The following is an 18482-nucleotide window of genomic DNA, read 5'->3' as shown; positions in this document are numbered from 1 at the left end:
GATGCTTTATCAACTAAATTTTCACAAGCACTTTCATCATTGATTCCTTAGCCATAGAAGCACCCAATTCTTTCACATTTTCTTTTTCTTTAACTTTCATATCTGCAATGCTTTCTTTTTTACCGAACTTTGACATCATCGACAACTTTAATAATTCCTTCATTTAAATCTCCTCCTCGAAGTAGTTTGTATAAAAATGTTGATTTCTATCCGGATCAAAATAATACTTTCTTTTTATCCAAACAAGTCCATCGCCTTTAGTGATAACTGCGACGTCAATCGGTCCACCAACCGTCTCTAAACTTCCTGACGCCTTTCTCCGAAATGAAGTTAAATTAACCAATGACTCAGCCATCTCTGCAAGTTCCCCCTTAGGAAGACTGCGAACTATTGCTAAAGTAGGGTCCGTAAACTCTCTTTTTTGGAAGCCTTCAATTGTTTCGTTATATCTTTCAAAAACTTTAATAAATTCGCTTTTAATACTCAATTCCAAGTCTTCTTTATTTATTCCTTCTTTTAATGCATCCTCAAGTTGATTGATAAAGATATCTGATATCTCGTGAAACGTTTGATGGAGATAATTATCTGAGAGACTCTTCATTTCTGGATCTATCCCCTCCAGAAAAGAGTGTACCATTTCACTTTGGGCAAAAGGGTAAATTCCTGCATCTGATTTTTCTCCTATTTCTGATTGGGCGGTTTTTGATACTTTTATCATATTTGCTATTTTCCCATCAAATGTATGGGCAATCATAACAGGATATATATCCTTCCTACCAAAGCCAGCAATTACTAAGCCTGATGAGTGTTTTGAAAACTCTTTTAGTAACAACTGTTTTACAATTTCTTTTAAGTCCTCATATTGCTCGCTATAAACATTTATCTCATTAAAGTAATGTTCAATTATATGTATTATATGATCATCATATTTCTCCGATAGAAATTTATGTTGTTGACTCGAAAATTCCCCGATGTAATCCCGATTATCTAGCACTCTTAAAACTTTTTTAATTCTTTCTTTAAATAAATCTGCTGTAATATCATGAAGGTTTTCTTGAAGAATCTCGGAATGTTCATCAAGAAAACTTTTAACTGTACGCATCAAATCGTCGTATTGATTAGAAAGTATTTGCTCTATTACTGCCAGGTTATACCTTTCTTCTTCTTTAGTTGATGTCAACTCTTCATATTCATTCTCTTCTAAAAAAGATTTAAAATCATTATAGTATTCTTCGAGTCTTTCAAACTCCTTCTTCCCTAATTTTTCTCTATATAATTTTATAATCGTTTCCCAAGGCACTCGTAAGAAATTTGCATTTCCATAAATCATTACACCAACAGGCTGGTATTTTGATAGCGCAAATAATTTATTAGCGCTATTGTAAATCTTATTTCCGCCACCAATCGTAACTGCACTATCGGCAGCCAGGGCAATTCCCATTTTATTTATTAGACATATTTCAGCAGTCATATAAGAACTCCCCCATTAATATAATTATATATATCTGAGTATTCTACAATTAAAGAGAAATACCTTTAATTATATTCGACATTTTAGATAATAAAAAAGGCGCCAACTCAATTAAGAGTAGACGCTTTTTGCTTTACTGTTTTATCAATCAAGTTATATCGCACTGAATATGACAAATGACACGTCGCAGTGCTGCAATCAATCGTTGTCCTTTGGTTGGACGGGAGGACTTTTATCTTTTTTTGTTTTTTCTTTTAGACTCTTTCTCTTCTAAACACTCGGATACTAACTTTAGAAGAACCTTATTCCGATCTATTTGTTTACTTACAAAATCAATAACCATCAGCAGGCCAAACCATACAACTACAAAAACAACTATGAAAAATATGCTTTTCATCTGAGTCAATTCTGTAAAATTCACTATTGTTACTAAAGAAAATGTAATCAGTGCTACAAAGATTGCTTGTGTCGAATTTAACAGGCTATTCAACCTAGTACTTTCACATTTGACCTCTAAATATATTTTAAATGCATTAAGCTGTTTACGATTATTAAATGACTTTTTTATTTCTTCCTTGATTTTCTCATAGTTTTCACTTAAATTTTTAGGATTAAATTCTTTAATAGATGACAGTTGCTCATGAAACTCTAACCAGATAGGCTCTCCTGACCATTCATACAATGAATATTTATCCATTTTCCTTTTATCAATCCAAATGAATAATTTATCCAATAACTTAGTAACTAAAAACTGAACAATAATAACAATAGCGTTAGTCCCAACAAAGAGTATTACGTAACTAATTATTTGTACTTTAACACCTTTACCGCTTGTCTCCCCAAGAAAAATATCTACCATTACAAATACAAGTAAAAACAAATTTATTATCCAATATTGTAACTTCAGAACTCCTCACCCTCTTCCCTCCGCATCCACTTGATCTTACCTCGATGCCTCACAATCCAATATTTTAGTACAGTTCAAATAATAAGCTCTATTATACCAATCTACAATAATAGGGCAATCTCATATTGATAACACGCGGCCCCCACAAGTAGTTTTACACCTCACTTTCGTCTACAGTAAGCCATCGATCAATTGCATCCAGGTCAAAAAGTAAGATACGATCGCTGGACGGATTGCCGGAATGCGCTTCTCACGTAACAGCTTATAAATTGTAGCTTCCGACATTGGACAACCGATAGATACCAGGTATTCGACTAGCGCTTTTGTTCCGCGTACCCTTCGCATGATTACTCCTCCCTTTTCTTACCTTCTTCCTGCTCTCGCTGTTCTTGCTCCATCTTAGTAGCTATACGCGGTGCCGAAGTTCTTAAAAAGAATTCGTGCCTCTCTCTCTTAGTACGTATAGAGATCATTGACTTGCTTCCTCATAGTCAGAACTCAACCAATAATCAATGTCATCTAAATCAAATATTAGAACCTGTGGGGATGGTCTCCTAAACGGAATTGTTTTGACCCTCACTAGTCGATATATAGTAGATTCCGATATTGGGCAGTCAATGGATTCAAGATATTCCACAAGTGACTTCACGCCTCTTATACGTCGCATAGGCAACCTTTTAGCTTCAAGCTGATTATCAGCATAATCCAAAGCCAACCTTTCTCTTTCTTCTTCTTTCCGTTTTTCCTCAATGAACCTCGGTACTGACATTTTCAAGAATAGACGTTTCATACTATTCACGGTCTCTTCGCTGATACCTAACTGTTCCATTTCTTTACGTATGTTTTCTTCAGTCATTTTATAATCACCCCATTCTACTCCTTCTACTGATTATTGATAATCATCACCAACAATCCACTTATCAATCTTGTCTAAGTCGAACAAAAGGATTTGTGTGTCGATGCGTTTGAACGGCATTTCCTCTTCACGGATCAACCTACTAACTGTCGATGTGCTTAGTTCCACACCGTGTGATTTGAGGTATTCTATTATTCCAGGAACACCTTTTACTATTCGTAAAGTTATAGTCTTATCTCCTTTTCTACCAACTATATAGAATAAATGTTCGTGTGTAAAGCACATAAAAAGCACCTCGCGAGAGATGCTTAATCCTGAGTAAAAGAAATCATTTTATTTTTTGTTGTATATTCCTCATCCAAGTGATTATTAATTATTTTCCTCTCAATTTGTGTTTTGATTTTACCTGGTACTTTAAATTGCTGGTCAAAAGAATCTTTTACGGCATCCCTAAGAGTTTTAGACATACTACCCTGTATTTCTCCATATTCATCGGAAGTCAATCTAAATTTATTATTAGGAATATTTATAGAAGTTAATATCCCTTCTATTTCTATTACTTCAGATTTTTCGTTACTATTTTTCACTAAAATATCATTCAATACTTCGATTTTCGAGTAATTATTTTTATCAAATACTACTGTTTTAATTTCATTGTTATCGGATTTATTTTGCGCTTCAAGAGTAAAAGTTAATTTATTTGAAGATATTTCTTTCAAAAAGTTTTTCATGTCTTTGATAGTTTCAATATTGTATTCTTCATCTACTTCAAGAGATTCTTCTATCACTATTCCATTGTTTTCTTTAACTTCATTAACTAAATCATAAAAAGAACTCAAAGATCTTTCTGGTATCTCGAACAAATCCGCTTCAAACGGATCTGTTTTCAACCATACTCCGAACGAAGAAGGTTGAAATGAATCAATCTTCAAATTCATTGAGTAGTTAGCATCAATCACCCTCTCATTAATTAATTTATTTTTCAATTGCAATAATCCATCATATGTTTTATTGAATTTTTGCATTAAATCCATAAATAAATTTAAATCTATATCGTGATTATTCGACTCGTCTTTAAATACTAATTTAAACCTTGAACTATCAATAATCGTTTCATTGACCTTATTTAAACTTTCTTTACTTATGTAGTCGTAATCAACCACGAAATCTTCTTCCGGATAGCTATCTATCTCGAAATTACTTTCATCCACTACTTCAAGAACTATTTTCACTTCAGAAGCCTCTAATAAAGAATCAATAAATAGGTGATGTAATCTGCCATTTTTTAAAAGTCTGTTCAGCAGTTTTACTACGGATATTCGTTGCTCTATTAAATTGACTCTCTCTTTATTAGAAATTCTACTGAAGAACCATTTATCGACATGTTCTTGAATTTCTTCAATGTAGTAGTTTAAATAGTATTCCGATTTTAATGACTTGGAAATAAAAAACAATGGGAAATCATAGTAGTCAAAAATATGTACAATTTCAAGCGCTTCTAGTTCAGAGTATTTATTTATTCTCATTACCATCTCCCTCTCCTAGAAACACTTTTACCATATCAACATCTTTATATAACCATAAATTCAAATGAACATTCTCCGTTTTATGTATACCACTTTTTGAAGTAATAATTCCTCCAACAAACTTTTTATTCCTTAAATTTTTAAATCTTTTGGTTGCATCGCTAGCTGCTTTAGCAGTAGTGAAAAATGATATCGCAAGCGCTTCACACGTCTTATTTTGTGGATATGGTTTTTTTCTTTCCCTATGATTTAAAAAATCAATTTCTTGAACTGTATCATTTTCTATGATTCTGTATATAGGATTAATATCCTGCTCTATTGCATCAAATGGAGGGCATTGTTCAGGGAAGTTTTCTTCTTTAAAAGGCATCCTCTCCATACTCCTTTCCATATTATATTTTTAAAACAACAAGTTATGTATAGTAACTATATTCTGAATATAGGTCTAATATAACAGAAAAAAATTGCATTCAAAGACTTTCGACAAAACTTGACAAAAAAAGCGACCTACCCTGAACTGCACCCCGCTTTTACTTGTTCATATTGCAAGAGAAAAAGCACCTTGAGGGAGATGCTGCCAACATAAAAATAATTGCTAAAGAAATTAAAAGATGTTAGATTAATTGTATATTGATTTTCTTTTATGGTTGGACCCATGCGGGACCGAGCGGTTGATGACTAATTAAGGCCTTTGGGCTGATTGTGTCAAAGGGACAGGTATGTCCGTTTAACAATCAGAACCAAAGGCTTTTTTTGCGCTCTGATTCGGAATACATCAGAAATGCGAAAAAGGGAGGTTTTATTGAAATGTCAACTATCGTAAAATATTTACTTTTAGCAGTGTTGGTAATTGCGTTAGTCCTACTCGGTGGACAGTCTGCTTCTTGACTGAAAAGAACATCAAAGTAAAAAAGGCGACCACCTATAATTAAATGGGTAGTTGCCTTTGCCTATTGAATCTATTACGAAATCTTATATTTTGTATTATTCCTTAGAGGAAATAGAAACCGATCTTTATTATTAACTCGAAAGATCCTACTATTCCTTCCAACAATTATAGGGATTTCATACTAGAACATTAGTCTGAAAACTGAACAAGATTCATTTCCGCTTTCCAATCAAAAAAAGTATCCTAATGGATACTTTTAATTATTTCATATGGAGCATAGGGGGCTCGAACCCCTGACCTTCACACTGCCAGCGTGACACTCTCCCAGCTGAGCTAATGCCCCGAAAATTTGATACAATAAGAATTATAGCAATAAGGTACATAAAAGACAATAGGCAGGGGGACGTCTTCATGCAACATGCAGAAAGAGAATTCACCGAACCCGTCGCGCTTTGTGACGGCAAGGGGCTATTGAATCCAGAAGCAATCGGATTTGCACGGCAGCCTGTCATCCAGAGCAATTTGACGGGCCACTTTATGCGAAAGAAGAAATGGAATTATTGGTGTGTATACGGAGAGGATCTATTATTTTCTGCAACAATTAGCCATATCGATTATGCCGCTGTCTGCTTTGTCTATATTTTGGATTATGAGACACAACGATTTTTTGAAAAGCAAATTACGATTCCAATAGGGCGCAGTGTCAAAATGCCGGAGGACGTTCTCGGTAGCGTTAAATTTGTCAATGAGAGCTTAACTGTCCAGATTGTCAATATTCAAGGAGAAACACATCTATCTGTCACTATCCAGGATTTTGATAATGAAGTACTCCATGCTGATCTACACATCACTCATCCACCGGGTGATGAATCATTAAATGTTGTCATACCCAAAAGCCGCGATATTTTTCAATTCACTGCGAAGCATCATTCGTTGCCGACTTCTGGCTTTGTTAAAATCGGCGATAAACGATATGATTTCAACCCTGATTACAGTTTCGCTGTACTCGATTATGGACGAGGCATTTGGCCGCGCAGGGCAGAATGGAATTGGGCGATGGCGTCACAGCGCCTCGGCAATCGTCGGATTGGATTGAATTTTGGCGGGAAGTGGACGGATGGTACTGGAATGACAGAGAATGCGGTTTTTATAGATGGACGGATGACTAAAATTCATGAAGATGTCCTTTTTAGCTATGATAAAAATAATTTTATGAATCCTTGGAAAATCCAAACGAAGTTTTCGAAGGCAGTCGACATCACTTTTTCACCCTTTTTTGAACGTATAGCAGCTACCAATGTTAAAGTTGTGCAGACTAAAGTTCACCAACTCGTTGGCTATTTCAACGGTACCGTTCAACTCGTCGACGGCTCCACACTACACATCCGTAATATGCTTGGTTGCTCGGAAGAACATGTCGCGAAATGGTAATCCAGCGACAAACTTTGCCATTATAGATTATTTTAACGCCGGCCCAAAAGCCGGTTTTTTCATTGTACAAAACATTCTTTTGTTTAGTTCACCCGTATTTTAGGTAAACTAAGAACAAGAAATCTATTTGGAGGGTTTGTTTGAAATGCATAAACTTACATTATTTGGTGCTGCAGCCCTATCAAGTGCTTTAATACTCGGCGGATGTGGCAACTTCGGGAAAAATGCCGATAAACCAAACAGGGAAGATGCGACTATTATTCATGAAGATGAGAAAGCTGGAGGATCGCTTGAAACTGGGGATGGTTTCGGATTTACATCCTTCGATCTTGATATCGAAGTCGATGGCAAAGACGCGATTGAAACCGAATATAAGACGGAAAAAAAGTTAGATGCAAATTATGAAAATAGACTAACCAACACCAAATTGAAAGACAGCGAAGCTATGAATGAAATCGGGAAGCTTTTTATGGATATTCTCATCACCAAGGATACACCACCGCAAGAAGTAATCGATAAAATTCTAAAATGGTATCAGTTAGACAGTTACTCTCATTTCGATTTGGAAGTTGACTTTGATGATGGAACAAAGCTCGATATTAACGAAGTGCAATAATCCATTATCCCCTAGGTAACTCCATCTTTTTTTACGGATTCAAGTTGAAAAGGCTACAAGGATATAAATATCCTTGTAGCCTTTTCAACTTATACTTTCGATTCCGCCAACATATTGAAATAAACACCTTGTCGTTCAATTAATTGCTGCTGGCTCCCAGACTCAATCAGTTTCCCTCGTTCCATGACGTAAACTGTATCTGCTTTTCGTACCGTATTCAATCTATGTGCAATGACGAAACTTGTTCTACCTGCCATCAAACGCTCTAATGCTTCTTGAATTTGTAGCTCGGTCACTGTGTCAATACTACTTGTCGCTTCATCTAACAATAGGAGAACAGGATCGGCGACAAGCGCCCTCGCAATAGACAACAACTGCTTCTGCCCCTGTGATATTTCGCCGCCGTCCGCTGTCAAAAGCGTGTCATATCCATCTTCCAGCCGACTGATGAAGCTATGTGCATTGGCCTTTTTCGCCGCTGCAATAACTTCTTCAACTGTCGCATCAAGCTTGCCATAGCGAATATTTTCAAGAACGGTCGCTTCAAATAGAAACGGATCCTGTAACACAAACGCCGTCTGACTACGCAATGTTTTTCGCGGGAACTCACTAATTGGGATACCATCAATATAGATTTCTCCTTGATCGACCTCATAAAATCTAGCCAGTAATTGCATAATCGTCGTTTTCCCTGCCCCCGTAGCACCAACAAAAGCTACCGTTTCCCCTGCTTTTACATCGAATGAAACCCCGTCTACTGTATAGCCATCCGTTTCCACCGCATAACCGAATGACACATCGCGAAATTCAACATCCCCTTGTAAAATTGTATCTGCATGTTCTATTGCCTCATCGTCTTCAACTGGCTCATCCATAATCTTAAACACACGCTCTGCTCCAGCAATCGCCGATAACACCGTATTAAACTGATTCGCAAGATCATTGAGCGGACGTGTGAACTGGCGTGCAAACTCAGAGAAAATAACAATCGTCCCAATTGTCACAGCACCATCCCCTTTAAGTGCCAGCAATCCACCGACACCGGCAACGACTGCAAAAGCAGCATTATTCAACATGTTCATTACCTTGGGGATAAAACCAGAATACGTCAATGCCCAGAACCCAGTCCGGCGAAGTCGATCACTTTTCTCCGCGAACTCTTCCATGACACGCTGTTCCTGCGAGAAGGCTTTAACGATGCGCTGACCAGAAATTGTTTCCTCAATCATACCGTTCAATTCACCAACTGCTTGCTGTTGTTCCTTAAACAATAACCCTGTACGACGTGTAATCCAACGCATTGCCACAAACATCAGAGGCACGATAATCATCGTCAACAGTGTTAACAATGGACTTAGATACAGCATGACTGCCAGTGTTCCTGTCAGGGTCAAAATACTAGAAAACACTTGGATAAAAGAAGAGTTTAACGTCTGACTGACGTTTTCGATATCATTCGTCACCCGGCTCATCAATTCACCGTGCTGTCGTTTATCGAAAAATGTCACTGGCAATTTTTGAAGATGGGCAAACAAACTTGTTCGCAAACGGAAAATCGTTTGCTGTGCAATCCCAACCATCCAGAAACTTTGAAAATAAGTCGCCGATGATAAACCGAGATAAATGACAATCAGCAAACCGATTTGAACGCCAAGACCATCAAATTGCATCGGAATGATGAAATTATCAATGATTTTCCCTATCATCAGTGGTCCGAGTAGCGTCAATACAGAACTCACAAAAACAAGTGCTAGCACTGTGATGAGAAGACCGCGTTGTTCATCAACAAGCTTCCAAATTCGGTAAAGTACTGACTTCCAGTTACTCGCGCGCTCACCCTTTTTCTTTTTTGGATCTTTTAAATCATCTTTTGTAATGATAGGCTCATAGCCAAATGGTTTACGAATTACGCGTAGCATCGGACGCCACCGCCTCTCCCGACTGAGATTGTGCTATTTTTTGATAGAGCGTAGATTGTTCCATTAAGTCGTCATGCGTTCCATAGCCGACAACCTTTCCTTCATCAAGGAGAAGGATTTTGTCTGCTCCTTGCGCGGTACGAATTTTTTGCGTCACAACAAGCATCGTTGCGGCCTCTCCTTCGAGAGCATCCCATAATGCCGTTTCCGTTTTAACATCCAGCGCACTTGTACTGTCATCTAATATTAAAATCGATGGTTTGCGGACGAGTGCCCGCGCAATGGATAGCCGTTGCTTTTGTCCACCGGATAAGTTTACGCCTTTTTGCCCAACTCGGGTGCCATACTTTTGCGGGAACAAATCAATCGATTCATGAATTTGCGCTTTCTTCGCAGCCTGTTCCAACTCATCGACATCTGCTTCTGTATCACCCCACGACAGGTTTTCTAAGATTGATCCCGTAAATAAAATGGATTGCTGCGGTACAAGTCCGATCGTATCGCGCAAATCCTTCAACGCCCATTCCTTTACTTCTGTTCCGCTGACAAAAATCTCCCCACTCGTCGCTTCAAATATGCGCGGGATTAAGTTCAGCAGGGTTGATTTTCCAGAGCCAGTTTCCCCCATAATTGCGAGCTTTTCACCTGTTGCTATATGGAATGATACATTATCCAGTATAGGTGTCGACTTCCCCGGATAGTTAAACGAAACATTCTCAAAGCGTAAGTCACCTTCCAATCGCCCTAGTCCAGAACTTTCTGTTTCGTGAATTTCTAAGTCTTCATTCGCAAGTAGTACTTCTTCCATCCGCTCTGCTGATGCCTTTGCACGTGAAAACGCAATAATGATGAAGGCAAACATCGAGAATGCGCCTGTCATGCGCATCGCGTAGTTGACAATAGCGACAAGTTCCCCCACTTGCGCGCGATCATTACTAACCTCAACTGCACCAAACCACAGCACAGCCATTAAACTGCCGTTCATCACAAGTAGCAATACAGGTAAGATGAGTTCCATCATGCGCATCGCTTTGACCGTGTCTTTTCTAAGTAAATCAGATACTTTTGAAAAACGACTGGCCTCGTACATCCCACGTAAATAGGCTTTGATTAGCCTGACTGCCTGTAAATTCTCCTGAATAACACGGTTTACTCGATCTAATCGTTGCTGCACCCCTGCAAAATAACCGACCCCTTTTTTAGCCATGAAATATAGGAATACGAGTAGAAACGGAGCGCCGATAACTAAAAAAAAGGCGAGTTTGACATTGACGAAGAACGCCATGATTAAACTTCCGATAACGAGCAAAGGTGCACGCATCATAATGCGAAGCCCCATAAATAAAACGTTTTGCGTCATTGTTACATCACTTGTAAGGCGAGTAATGAGACCAGCCGTCGGAAAACGGAGGAAAGTCGCCATCGAGAAGGCTTGCACTTGGCGAAATAATGCCTGACGTAAATCATAGCCAAAGCCTTGCGCCACATGTGCGGCGAAGTAAGAGTTGATAACGCCGGAAAATAAAGCAACGAAGGCGAGTGCCATCATCGCGCTCCCCCACGTCCAAATAACTTCTGCATCGCCAGCAATAATACCATCATCAATAATCTTTTGAATGAGTAATGGTTGGATAAGTTCAACAGCCAGTTCCATTAACATTAGAATTAGCGCAATGGCAATTGGCCATTTATATGGCTTTGCGTAAGAAAATATTGTTCTCATTTTTTGACCCCCAGAAAACTCTTTCGTTTTACGAACCATTAAATCAACAGAAGGAAGGATATAGTGCAATCCTTCCTTCTGTTGATTTAAGCCTCCGGCGGATGTCACAGATTTTGAAGGGAGTTAATTGAGCAAGCTCAATTCAAAATCTGGCCGCCAACACTCCAAGGCGTGTTTGATTAGTAGACCCTATTATCCCACAGCCATTGGGTTGTGTATAGTCAATCTTACTGAATTGCGGGATACTTCGGATATATGGGAAGTCCAATATACTCGTTAGCAAGTAACTTCTATTGTAGATTGCTACGGCGCTAGATTAATTCAATTTATTCATCTATTCAACTTACAGGAATTGAAAAACTAATACGCACATTTTAACAAAAGGACCGACCCCTAACAGGCTTCGGTCCTTTCATTATTCTTTCGCCTTACTCCCCGCAATCGACAACCACGTCACACCAATCAGCATGACAATCCCTCCTGCCAATTGCCACATACCAAGTACTTGTCCAAACCACAACACCGAAATCACCATCGCCGTCAGTGGTTCAAAGCTCGATAATATACTCGTTTCGACTGGAGTTATGTATTTCATGCTACTCAAGAATAATACGAATGCTAGTGTCCCAACAACGATGACGAGAAAGAGCATAGCCGATATATTCCATTCTTTCAGGTAGTCGAGATGCCTGATGATTTGCAAAGGGTTCGTCAGGAAAAGTGTCGTGCCACCGATAATCATTGCCCAACCGACGACTAGCAAAACACCCCATTCTTGCATGAGTCGGACTGGGTGCAGTGTATAAAATGAAAAGGCGAATCCGAGTGCGATTCCCCAAATCACTGCCCATTGGCTCAAAGCAAATCCAGAAAACGAGCCATTTGTGAGTAGTAAAAATAACCCAATTAGTGTCACGAACATGCCCAATACCTGTACGACAGGCGGCCATGTTTTTTGCCTAAACGTCACAAATATAATAATGAAAACCGGTGCGAGAAATTGAAATAAAGTTGCAATGACTGCATTACTTGATTCAATAGAGGCTACGAATGTGTATTGAACGCCAAGCATACCAAATACTCCAAAAATCAATAACTGCCGTGCCCAAACCTTATGCTTCCATGGAAGACTTATTCGTTTGCCCTGCATTTTTAACATCACGAGTAGACATGTTCCCGCAATAAGTAGGCGGACCGTCAGCATGTAGGAGACCGTCATGTCGCTATTTAACAGAAGCCACTCAATCATAGGTCCTGTGGTACCCCAAAGCATTGCACCCGAAACAATCAGGATAATCCCTTTTAGCCTCTCCACCTTTTTACCCCCTTTCAGTAGCAATTTATTATCAATATAAGTAATACGTCATCTGTTTCCTCACTTTATAGTGTACAGACGGTAAATTTTCTCTATAATAGGAGTATAGTACATCCAGGAGGAGACATTATTATGAATTCACAAAATGAGCAACTCATGCCGGATTCACTTGAACTACCGGACATCATGAAAAGTCTCGAACAATTTTATATGGTGAACCGAACGGATAGTGATGGCTCCATCACTTATATAAACAAGAATTTTTTAGACACAAGTAAATGGACTCCTAAGCGTATCCTTGGAAAGACATTATGGCAAATGTTTCCTGAAACGGATGCCGGTCAAAATCAGGCTCACGCTATTTGGAACACCGTTACAAACGGCAAAACGTGGTTCGGAAATGCCGAAAAAATAACACGCTTGGCTGAACCTTACTTCGTTACGCTGATCGCCATTCCATCTATGCAATCGGATGGCAAGCTGATTTCTGTCACGTTTCTTGAATTAGACAATACAGACGAAGTCCATTTACGTGAGCAGCTTCAGGAAATTGCATTTATCGACTACGAAACGGGATTGATGAGTCGCTATAAGCTTGAAACAGCTGTCAATGAAGCCATTGCAGAAGATAAGCATTTCTCATTCGTTTACATAATGATTGACCACTTTTATACATTGAAAGATTTACAATCCCCCGAATCGGAAAAAGAACTTATTAAATCCTTTACCAATCGATTGAAACGATTTTTTCAGGATAACCCGATTGCTAGAATTGGTGTCAATGAATTCGTTGTGCTTACACCGTTTGGCGATTGGTATGTACAAGGATTCCTGCAATTTTTAGAGCAACAACCGATTTATATCGATAACAGCGCATTGCCATTGTCCGTTAGTGGAGGCATTGTCCGTTACCCTGAAGACCAATCGACATACAATCATTTGATGAAAGCTGCACTTGTCGCAACGAAAGAAGTGATAGATCATGGCGGGAAGAAAATTGCTTCACTATCCTCAGCGTCACACCAAGGATTGAATAGGCGAGCTATCATTGATCGTAAATTGCTCACCGCACTCAACCATAATAATTTACAAGTTGTCTATCAGCCCCAATTTGATGTTGCTGCAAACAAAATTAATATGTACGAAGCACTCGTCAGATGGGAAGATGCTGAACTCGGCTACATTTCACCAGACGAACTTATTCCCATCGCAGAGGAAAATGGACTTATCCATGATATCGGTGCGTTTGTGCTCGAGGAATCTGCTAATTTAGCGACAAAATGGAACGCCGAAGGGCAGACCTTAAGCATCGCGGTCAACTCATCTGTACGTGAGTTTAAAAACTCTCATATGAAAGAAAAGATCTCCAAAATCCTTGAAGAAACAGGCTGTCCTGCAAGTAGCATTCAGCTTGAAATTACTGAGAAATTCGCACTCCAAGCCGAAGAGGAACAATCTATCATTCTTCAGATGAAAGAATTACAAGACGAAGGTATCCAGTTTGCATTGGATGATTTCGGAACGGGCTATGCATCATTCCGTTTTCTTCAGAGTTTACCAATTTCAAAGATTAAAATCGATAAGCTATTCATCCGTTCTTTACTGACACATTCCAAGACGCAGCAACTCGTCGAAGGAATGATTAAACTAGGAAAATCATTGGGCTTGTATGTTGTGGCCGAAGGTGTCGAAACCGAGGAACAATTCGAATTGCTCAAAGCAATGGGCATAGACGCTGTCCAAGGTTATTATATTAGTGCCCCGATTAGCGCAGATATGATTGTATTGGATTAATACAGAAAGGGAGTGCCTTGAAATTCAAAGAGCACTCCCTTTTCTCCTTTTGGTCATTGATTGGAAAAACAACTGAATGATCACTTCGGCAAACACAAGCCCCATCGCAATCGCACCTGAAACCATGAAGGCACGCGAAGCAAAGGACATAGATGTTAAAAAATCATTTTCAACAATATGACGCATCGCATTATACGCCGACCCTCCCGGTACAAGTGGAATTATGCCCGCAACACTAAAGATAATCATCGGCATTTTGAAGCGTTTCGCAAAAAGATGCGCAACAATAGCTACCGCAAATGCACCAAGGAAAGAAGCTTGCATCGGATCTCCCGAATATGCATTAAACACACTATAAACAAGCCAGCCCGTCATCCCTACAAAACCACAATAGAATAACATCCTGCGTGGCGCATTAAAAATTATTCCAAAACCCATAGCTGCAAGAAAACTAAAAATCGCCTGTATAACCCACGTCAACTTTCTTCACCTCATTTCTCAGGAAAAGTGCAGGGCGCCCGAAGACTAGACACCAAACTTCAAAAAGATAATACAAGTGCCACGCCAGCACCAATTGCAAAAGCCGTCAAAAATGCCTCGGCACCTTTCGATAATCCAGAGACAAAATGACCTGCCATCAAATCCCGTACTGCGTTTGTTATGAGCAGACCCGGAACGAGTGGCATGACTGACCCGATAATGATTTTATCCAACTCGGTACCAAGCCCTACAGAGATTGCGCTGAAACCAATGAGACCGATAAACAATGCCGCAATGAACTCGGCGAAAAAACTTACTTTCGTTAGCTCTTGGATTTTTGTAGCAATGATAAATCCAACACCACCTGCGAAAAATGCCGCAGGAACATCCGACCAAACACCTTCGTATAAAATAAGAAAACAGCCGCTTGCAACGGCCGCCGCAATGATTTGTAACCACAATGGGAACATGACATTTGTTTGTTCGATTTCTTGTAGCTTGGCATAAGCTTCTTCGAGTGTATATTCATCCGCAGATAACCTGCGAGAAACATCATTGACAAGCGCCACTTTTTCAAGATCCGTCGACCGTCTTTTAATCCGTATTAGTTTTGTATGATACGGACTCCCTGGCGTAAAAATAATGCCTGTCGGCGTTACAAAACTATGTGTCGCAGATAGCTTCTGCGTGACGGCTATGCGTTCCATCGTATCCTCTACACGATACGTTTCAGCGCCAGCCTCCATCATCAATCGTCCCGCAAGCAGACAACAATCTATCGCCATTTCTTTATCCACTATCAACAACCTCTGTCCCCCCCTTGAAAGTCCTTTTGAATAATCTTAACGAAGCAAACCACAAATGACAATGTCAAGTTGCAAAACAATGCAGTTATCACCAAAACGTCATACTTCAAAGGTACAAAACCATAGGGTAAAACATTAAAACAGCCTAGCATTTACGCTAGGCTGTAGACAAACTATCTTTTCAACTCAATCAATCTTCACGCTACCGATAGGAGCAAATGTATCCAATGAATAATTGTTTATCCCCTTCATCGAAATCGTATACAATTCATCTTTGCTGTAAAGCATACGATGAATTTGTTCTTCCCACTCCATATACTGTTCACCACGTGTATTTTTTGTTAATAGATCGCCCTTCAGAACAATTCCATTTTCAGGCGTAATTTCGTAAACAAGTGCTCCCATGCTTTGAAGTTCAACATAATGATCTTTTCCGATTTCATCGTAAACCATAACTGGAAAACCATACAAGCTACGGTCCTTATGCTGGAACAACGCCTTATGATCATATTGAATTGGCGAATACGTTCCTCGGCCACCAATAATTTCTGTGTCCTGTTCTTTTGGATTAGTAAAATCAGTAATGTCAAACAGTGAAATCTTCATACCCATCGTCAAAATGAATGGCTCACCACCGTTTGGATTCTTCTCGGCAACTGTTTCATAACCGAATCCGATGAGATGATTCTCATCCAGTGGATGCAAGTAATTACTGAAGCCAGGGATTTTCAGTTCTCCAAGTACCTTTGGCGCCCTAGGGTTCGCTACATCAATGACAAAGAGTGGATCCGTTTCACGGAACGTCACCATATACGCTTTATCCCCCATGAAACGTGCCGAATAGATGCGTTCTCCCTTCGCAAGTCCTTCAACAGAGCCTGTCATCTTCATGTTTTGATCCAAAATGAACAGATGATTTTTAGACGGATTTTTGTCATCCCACATAGTTCCTTCTGTCATGACAACACGGAAATTACCTTTATACTCATCCATTGAAAATTGGTTGAGCAATCTACCCTTGAGCTCTGCAGAACTGTGGAATGTCACATCGGTTCCTTTTAATGTGAATTTGAACAACTCGGTGTTTGCCACACCTGGATTCCACATCATCGTCATATTCGAAGTACCTGTATTTGAAGCTTGCTGTTGTTCGTAAGTTGTAGCAGTCAGATAAAGATTGTCTTTCGACATATACAGCTGTTCACTACTACCTAAATACCCTTTTGTCACAACTTTATTCGTAGTCGGCGAGGATAAATTGATAGCCGTAATAACAGAATACGAAGGCTCTGTCGCACCTGGTAAAATCGTAATATTTTTATAATCGATTAGCTGTTTGTCTGAGCTTTCTTTAGAATCGTACATACTCGGGCGCAATACATCTCCATCAAACTGGTCCATCGTCCAGAAATATGGATGGACATTTGTGACAAAGTACAGCATATCTCCTGCTTTTCGCGCACCGCTCAAATAGCCCTCCGCTCCAAATTCCCGGAGTAGGGATGGACTTTTCGGATTCGAAACATCATACAATCGCACTGTCGTCATACTATTGACTGGCATCATTCTATCACTGGAGGCTGCTTGTTTTCCCTCCCGATAAGGCGTATGCTTCTCCCCAAGAACGACTAGCGTTTTGCCGTGAAGAAATAATTGTGACGGATAAAAGCCCTCTTCCATTTTGATACTCGTAGCCATTTGGATGTTTTTCGAATCACGGATGTCTGTTATCGTTACTTTCCCTTCCCCAACAACTGCGTAAATATATTCGCCATCTGTTTTGACCATGTCAGCTTCATCAACACCGGCGACTTGGTTATTCGTCGTCGAATGGTCAGAAGAGCCTGCAGAGCTTTCTTTTGCAGAGTCCGCCGTTTCCAATTTTTCTTTAGCTGCTTCTTGCGGCGCATTAAACAAAATAGACTGTTGTTTTTTCACACGCTCAAAATAGGCGACTAACTCCTTTTCTGTAGCAACCTTCGGCAGTACTTCATCCATCCTGAACTTGAATGTATGTGTGCCGTATTGATTACCATCTACCGTCCTTGGCTTGACATGAAGTGTGTAAGAACCTGGTTCGATTCCTTTTATATGAGCCGTCTTTCCTTTGTTACTCACTGTAATTTCCGCCGCCACTCGTTTTCCTTGATCATTCGTGACGAAGAGATCGCTCTTTTTAACAGTTTTGAAAAAAACCTTGCTCCATCCTTGATTTGTAGTCGTATCAGTCGCTGCTACTACTTCCCCTTGTTGGATGAAAACAGAAGAAGTAATGGTACCTGCTATAATCAAAATAGCCGCAATGAACCCCATTGTCGATTTTCTCAAATTGACCAACCCTTTCTTTTTCGTTTGTTACCTCATTAGACTGCTCTGAGATGATTTGGTTACACTAAAAGGAAAAACTTTCTGAGTGGTTGGATTTTATTTACACACGAAAAATCCTTTACTCACATATTATCTATGCCGAAAGCAGTTAAATTCTAGTCCTCTTATCATTTTCCGTTTAATTCATTAATCAAGAGTGAATAGTTTCTTTATGAGTCAATTGTCTAGGAGGGAATTACTTGATGAAAGATCAATAGTTAGATACCCTTATTCAACTAGTCGGACATGTGATTATTTTAAAATAGGAGATGTTTTATTATGAAAGTATGGGTATTATCACTTTGCATCCTGATATCTCCAACCTTTTTTTGATAGGCTGTAGCAGTGACAAAGAAAAATTGAGCACCGTCGACCCTCAGAG

General features: G+C 39.4%; 16 protein-coding genes and 1 tRNA gene. 3 read left to right on the top strand and 14 right to left on the bottom strand.

The window, feature by feature from the left end; genetic code table 11:
- Window positions 1-13 precede the first annotated feature (13 nt).
- The 8 genes from MKZ10_RS04610 to MKZ10_RS04575 form a co-directional block, all read right to left on the bottom strand.
- Window positions 14-163 (bottom strand): hypothetical protein, encoded by a 150-nt coding sequence (locus MKZ10_RS04610; RefSeq protein ID WP_342508299.1) that lies wholly within the window; start codon window positions 161-163, stop codon window positions 14-16.
- Complete coding sequence (locus tag MKZ10_RS04605) at window positions 164-1471, bottom strand: hypothetical protein (RefSeq protein ID WP_342508297.1); 1308 nt, start codon at window positions 1469-1471, stop codon at window positions 164-166. It abuts the gene before it with no gap.
- A 232-nt stretch (window positions 1472-1703) separates the two neighbouring features.
- Window positions 1704-2351 (bottom strand): hypothetical protein, encoded by a 648-nt coding sequence (locus tag MKZ10_RS04600; RefSeq protein ID WP_342508296.1) that lies wholly within the window; start codon window positions 2349-2351, stop codon window positions 1704-1706.
- Between the two features lie 198 nt (window positions 2352-2549).
- A complete protein-coding gene (locus MKZ10_RS04595; protein WP_342508294.1) occupies window positions 2550-2723 on the bottom strand; it encodes a hypothetical protein in 174 nt (57 codons plus the stop codon).
- A 124-nt stretch (window positions 2724-2847) separates the two neighbouring features.
- Entirely contained in the window at window positions 2848-3234 is a 387-nt protein-coding gene (locus MKZ10_RS04590) for a hypothetical protein (RefSeq protein ID WP_342508292.1), read from the bottom strand.
- 308 nt (window positions 3235-3542) lie between these two features.
- Window positions 3543-4760, bottom strand: a complete 1218-nt coding sequence (locus tag MKZ10_RS04585) for a hypothetical protein (protein WP_342508290.1) — start codon at window positions 4758-4760, stop codon at window positions 3543-3545.
- Window positions 4747-5130: a hypothetical protein gene (locus MKZ10_RS04580; RefSeq protein WP_342508288.1), complete on the bottom strand. Its 384-nt coding sequence runs from the start codon at window positions 5128-5130 to the stop codon at window positions 4747-4749. The genes MKZ10_RS04585 and MKZ10_RS04580 overlap by 14 nt, the downstream gene beginning before the upstream one ends.
- Before the next feature lie 789 nt (window positions 5131-5919).
- Window positions 5920-5992 (bottom strand) — tRNA-Ala (locus MKZ10_RS04575).
- 68 nt (window positions 5993-6060) lie between these two features.
- Here MKZ10_RS04575 and MKZ10_RS04570 point away from each other — a divergent pair.
- Window positions 6061-7080 carry a DUF2804 domain-containing protein gene (locus MKZ10_RS04570; RefSeq protein ID WP_342508286.1) on the top strand — a complete coding sequence of 340 codons (1020 nt, stop codon included), beginning with the start codon at window positions 6061-6063 and terminating at the stop codon, window positions 7078-7080.
- 145 nt (window positions 7081-7225) lie between these two features.
- On the top strand, window positions 7226-7696 hold the full coding sequence (locus MKZ10_RS04565; RefSeq protein WP_342508284.1) for a YusW family protein: 471 nt from the start codon (window positions 7226-7228) through the stop codon (window positions 7694-7696).
- Between the two features lie 89 nt (window positions 7697-7785).
- On the opposite strand, the gene MKZ10_RS04560 is transcribed toward MKZ10_RS04565, so the two are convergent.
- From MKZ10_RS04560 to MKZ10_RS04550, 3 genes are all read right to left on the bottom strand, one after another.
- Window positions 7786-9615 (bottom strand): ABC transporter ATP-binding protein, encoded by a 1830-nt coding sequence (locus MKZ10_RS04560; protein ID WP_342508282.1) that lies wholly within the window; start codon window positions 9613-9615, stop codon window positions 7786-7788.
- On the bottom strand, window positions 9596-11338 hold the full coding sequence (locus tag MKZ10_RS04555) for an ABC transporter ATP-binding protein (RefSeq protein ID WP_342508280.1): 1743 nt from the start codon (window positions 11336-11338) through the stop codon (window positions 9596-9598). Before MKZ10_RS04555 ends, MKZ10_RS04560 begins: the two co-directional genes overlap by 20 nt.
- A 415-nt stretch (window positions 11339-11753) precedes the next feature.
- On the bottom strand, window positions 11754-12653 hold the full coding sequence (locus MKZ10_RS04550) for an EamA family transporter (RefSeq protein ID WP_342508279.1): 900 nt from the start codon (window positions 12651-12653) through the stop codon (window positions 11754-11756).
- 132 nt (window positions 12654-12785) lie between these two features.
- Here MKZ10_RS04550 and MKZ10_RS04545 point away from each other — a divergent pair, with 132 nt between their 5' ends.
- Window positions 12786-14447 carry an EAL domain-containing protein gene (locus tag MKZ10_RS04545; protein ID WP_342508277.1) on the top strand — a complete coding sequence of 554 codons (1662 nt, stop codon included), beginning with the start codon at window positions 12786-12788 and terminating at the stop codon, window positions 14445-14447.
- A 24-nt stretch (window positions 14448-14471) separates the two neighbouring features.
- Here MKZ10_RS04545 and MKZ10_RS04540 read toward each other — a convergent pair whose 3' ends face one another.
- The 3 genes from MKZ10_RS04540 to MKZ10_RS04530 all read right to left on the bottom strand — a co-directional run bounded on the left by MKZ10_RS04540 (window position 14472) and on the right by MKZ10_RS04530 (window position 18061).
- Entirely contained in the window at window positions 14472-14927 is a 456-nt protein-coding gene (locus MKZ10_RS04540; protein WP_342508275.1) for a threonine/serine exporter family protein, read from the bottom strand.
- Window positions 14928-14986: 59 nt separating this feature from the next.
- A complete protein-coding gene (locus MKZ10_RS04535) occupies window positions 14987-15712 on the bottom strand; it encodes a threonine/serine exporter family protein (RefSeq protein WP_342510011.1) in 726 nt (241 codons plus the stop codon).
- Between the two features lie 207 nt (window positions 15713-15919).
- Window positions 15920-18061: a beta-propeller domain-containing protein gene (locus tag MKZ10_RS04530; RefSeq protein ID WP_342508274.1), complete on the bottom strand. Its 2142-nt coding sequence runs from the start codon at window positions 18059-18061 to the stop codon at window positions 15920-15922.
- Window positions 18062-18482 lie beyond the last annotated feature (421 nt).

Source organism: Sporosarcina sp. FSL K6-2383 (assembly GCF_038618305.1).
Taxonomy (GTDB): domain Bacteria; phylum Bacillota; class Bacilli; order Bacillales_A; family Planococcaceae; genus Sporosarcina.
Note: the sequence above shows the minus strand (reverse complement) of the source record. Positions and strands in the feature narration are given on the sequence as shown.

What these genes read in the sequence shown, in the direction of transcription:
- MKZ10_RS04545 (WP_342508277.1), top strand. Translation starts at nt 12,786, where the DNA reads ATGAATTCACAAAATGAGCAACTCATGCCGGATTCACTTGAACTACCG.
- MKZ10_RS04565 (WP_342508284.1), top strand. Translation starts at nt 7,226, where the DNA reads ATGCATAAACTTACATTATTTGGTGCTGCAGCCCTATCAAGTGCTTTA.
- MKZ10_RS04580 (WP_342508288.1), bottom strand. Translation starts at nt 5,130, where the DNA reads ATGCCTTTTAAAGAAGAAAACTTCCCTGAACAATGCCCTCCATTTGAT.
- MKZ10_RS04535 (WP_342510011.1), bottom strand. Translation starts at nt 15,712, where the DNA reads ATGGCGATAGATTGTTGTCTGCTTGCGGGACGATTGATGATGGAGGCT.
- MKZ10_RS04570 (WP_342508286.1), top strand. Translation starts at nt 6,061, where the DNA reads ATGCAACATGCAGAAAGAGAATTCACCGAACCCGTCGCGCTTTGTGAC.
- MKZ10_RS04605 (WP_342508297.1), bottom strand. Translation starts at nt 1,471, where the DNA reads ATGACTGCTGAAATATGTCTAATAAATAAAATGGGAATTGCCCTGGCT.
- MKZ10_RS04585 (WP_342508290.1), bottom strand. Translation starts at nt 4,760, where the DNA reads ATGAGAATAAATAAATACTCTGAACTAGAAGCGCTTGAAATTGTACAT.
- MKZ10_RS04590 (WP_342508292.1), bottom strand. Translation starts at nt 3,234, where the DNA reads ATGACTGAAGAAAACATACGTAAAGAAATGGAACAGTTAGGTATCAGC.
- MKZ10_RS04610 (WP_342508299.1), bottom strand. Translation starts at nt 163, where the DNA reads ATGAAGGAATTATTAAAGTTGTCGATGATGTCAAAGTTCGGTAAAAAA.
- MKZ10_RS04555 (WP_342508280.1), bottom strand. Translation starts at nt 11,338, where the DNA reads ATGAGAACAATATTTTCTTACGCAAAGCCATATAAATGGCCAATTGCC.
- MKZ10_RS04595 (WP_342508294.1), bottom strand. Translation starts at nt 2,723, where the DNA reads ATGCGAAGGGTACGCGGAACAAAAGCGCTAGTCGAATACCTGGTATCT.
- MKZ10_RS04560 (WP_342508282.1), bottom strand. Translation starts at nt 9,615, where the DNA reads ATGCTACGCGTAATTCGTAAACCATTTGGCTATGAGCCTATCATTACA.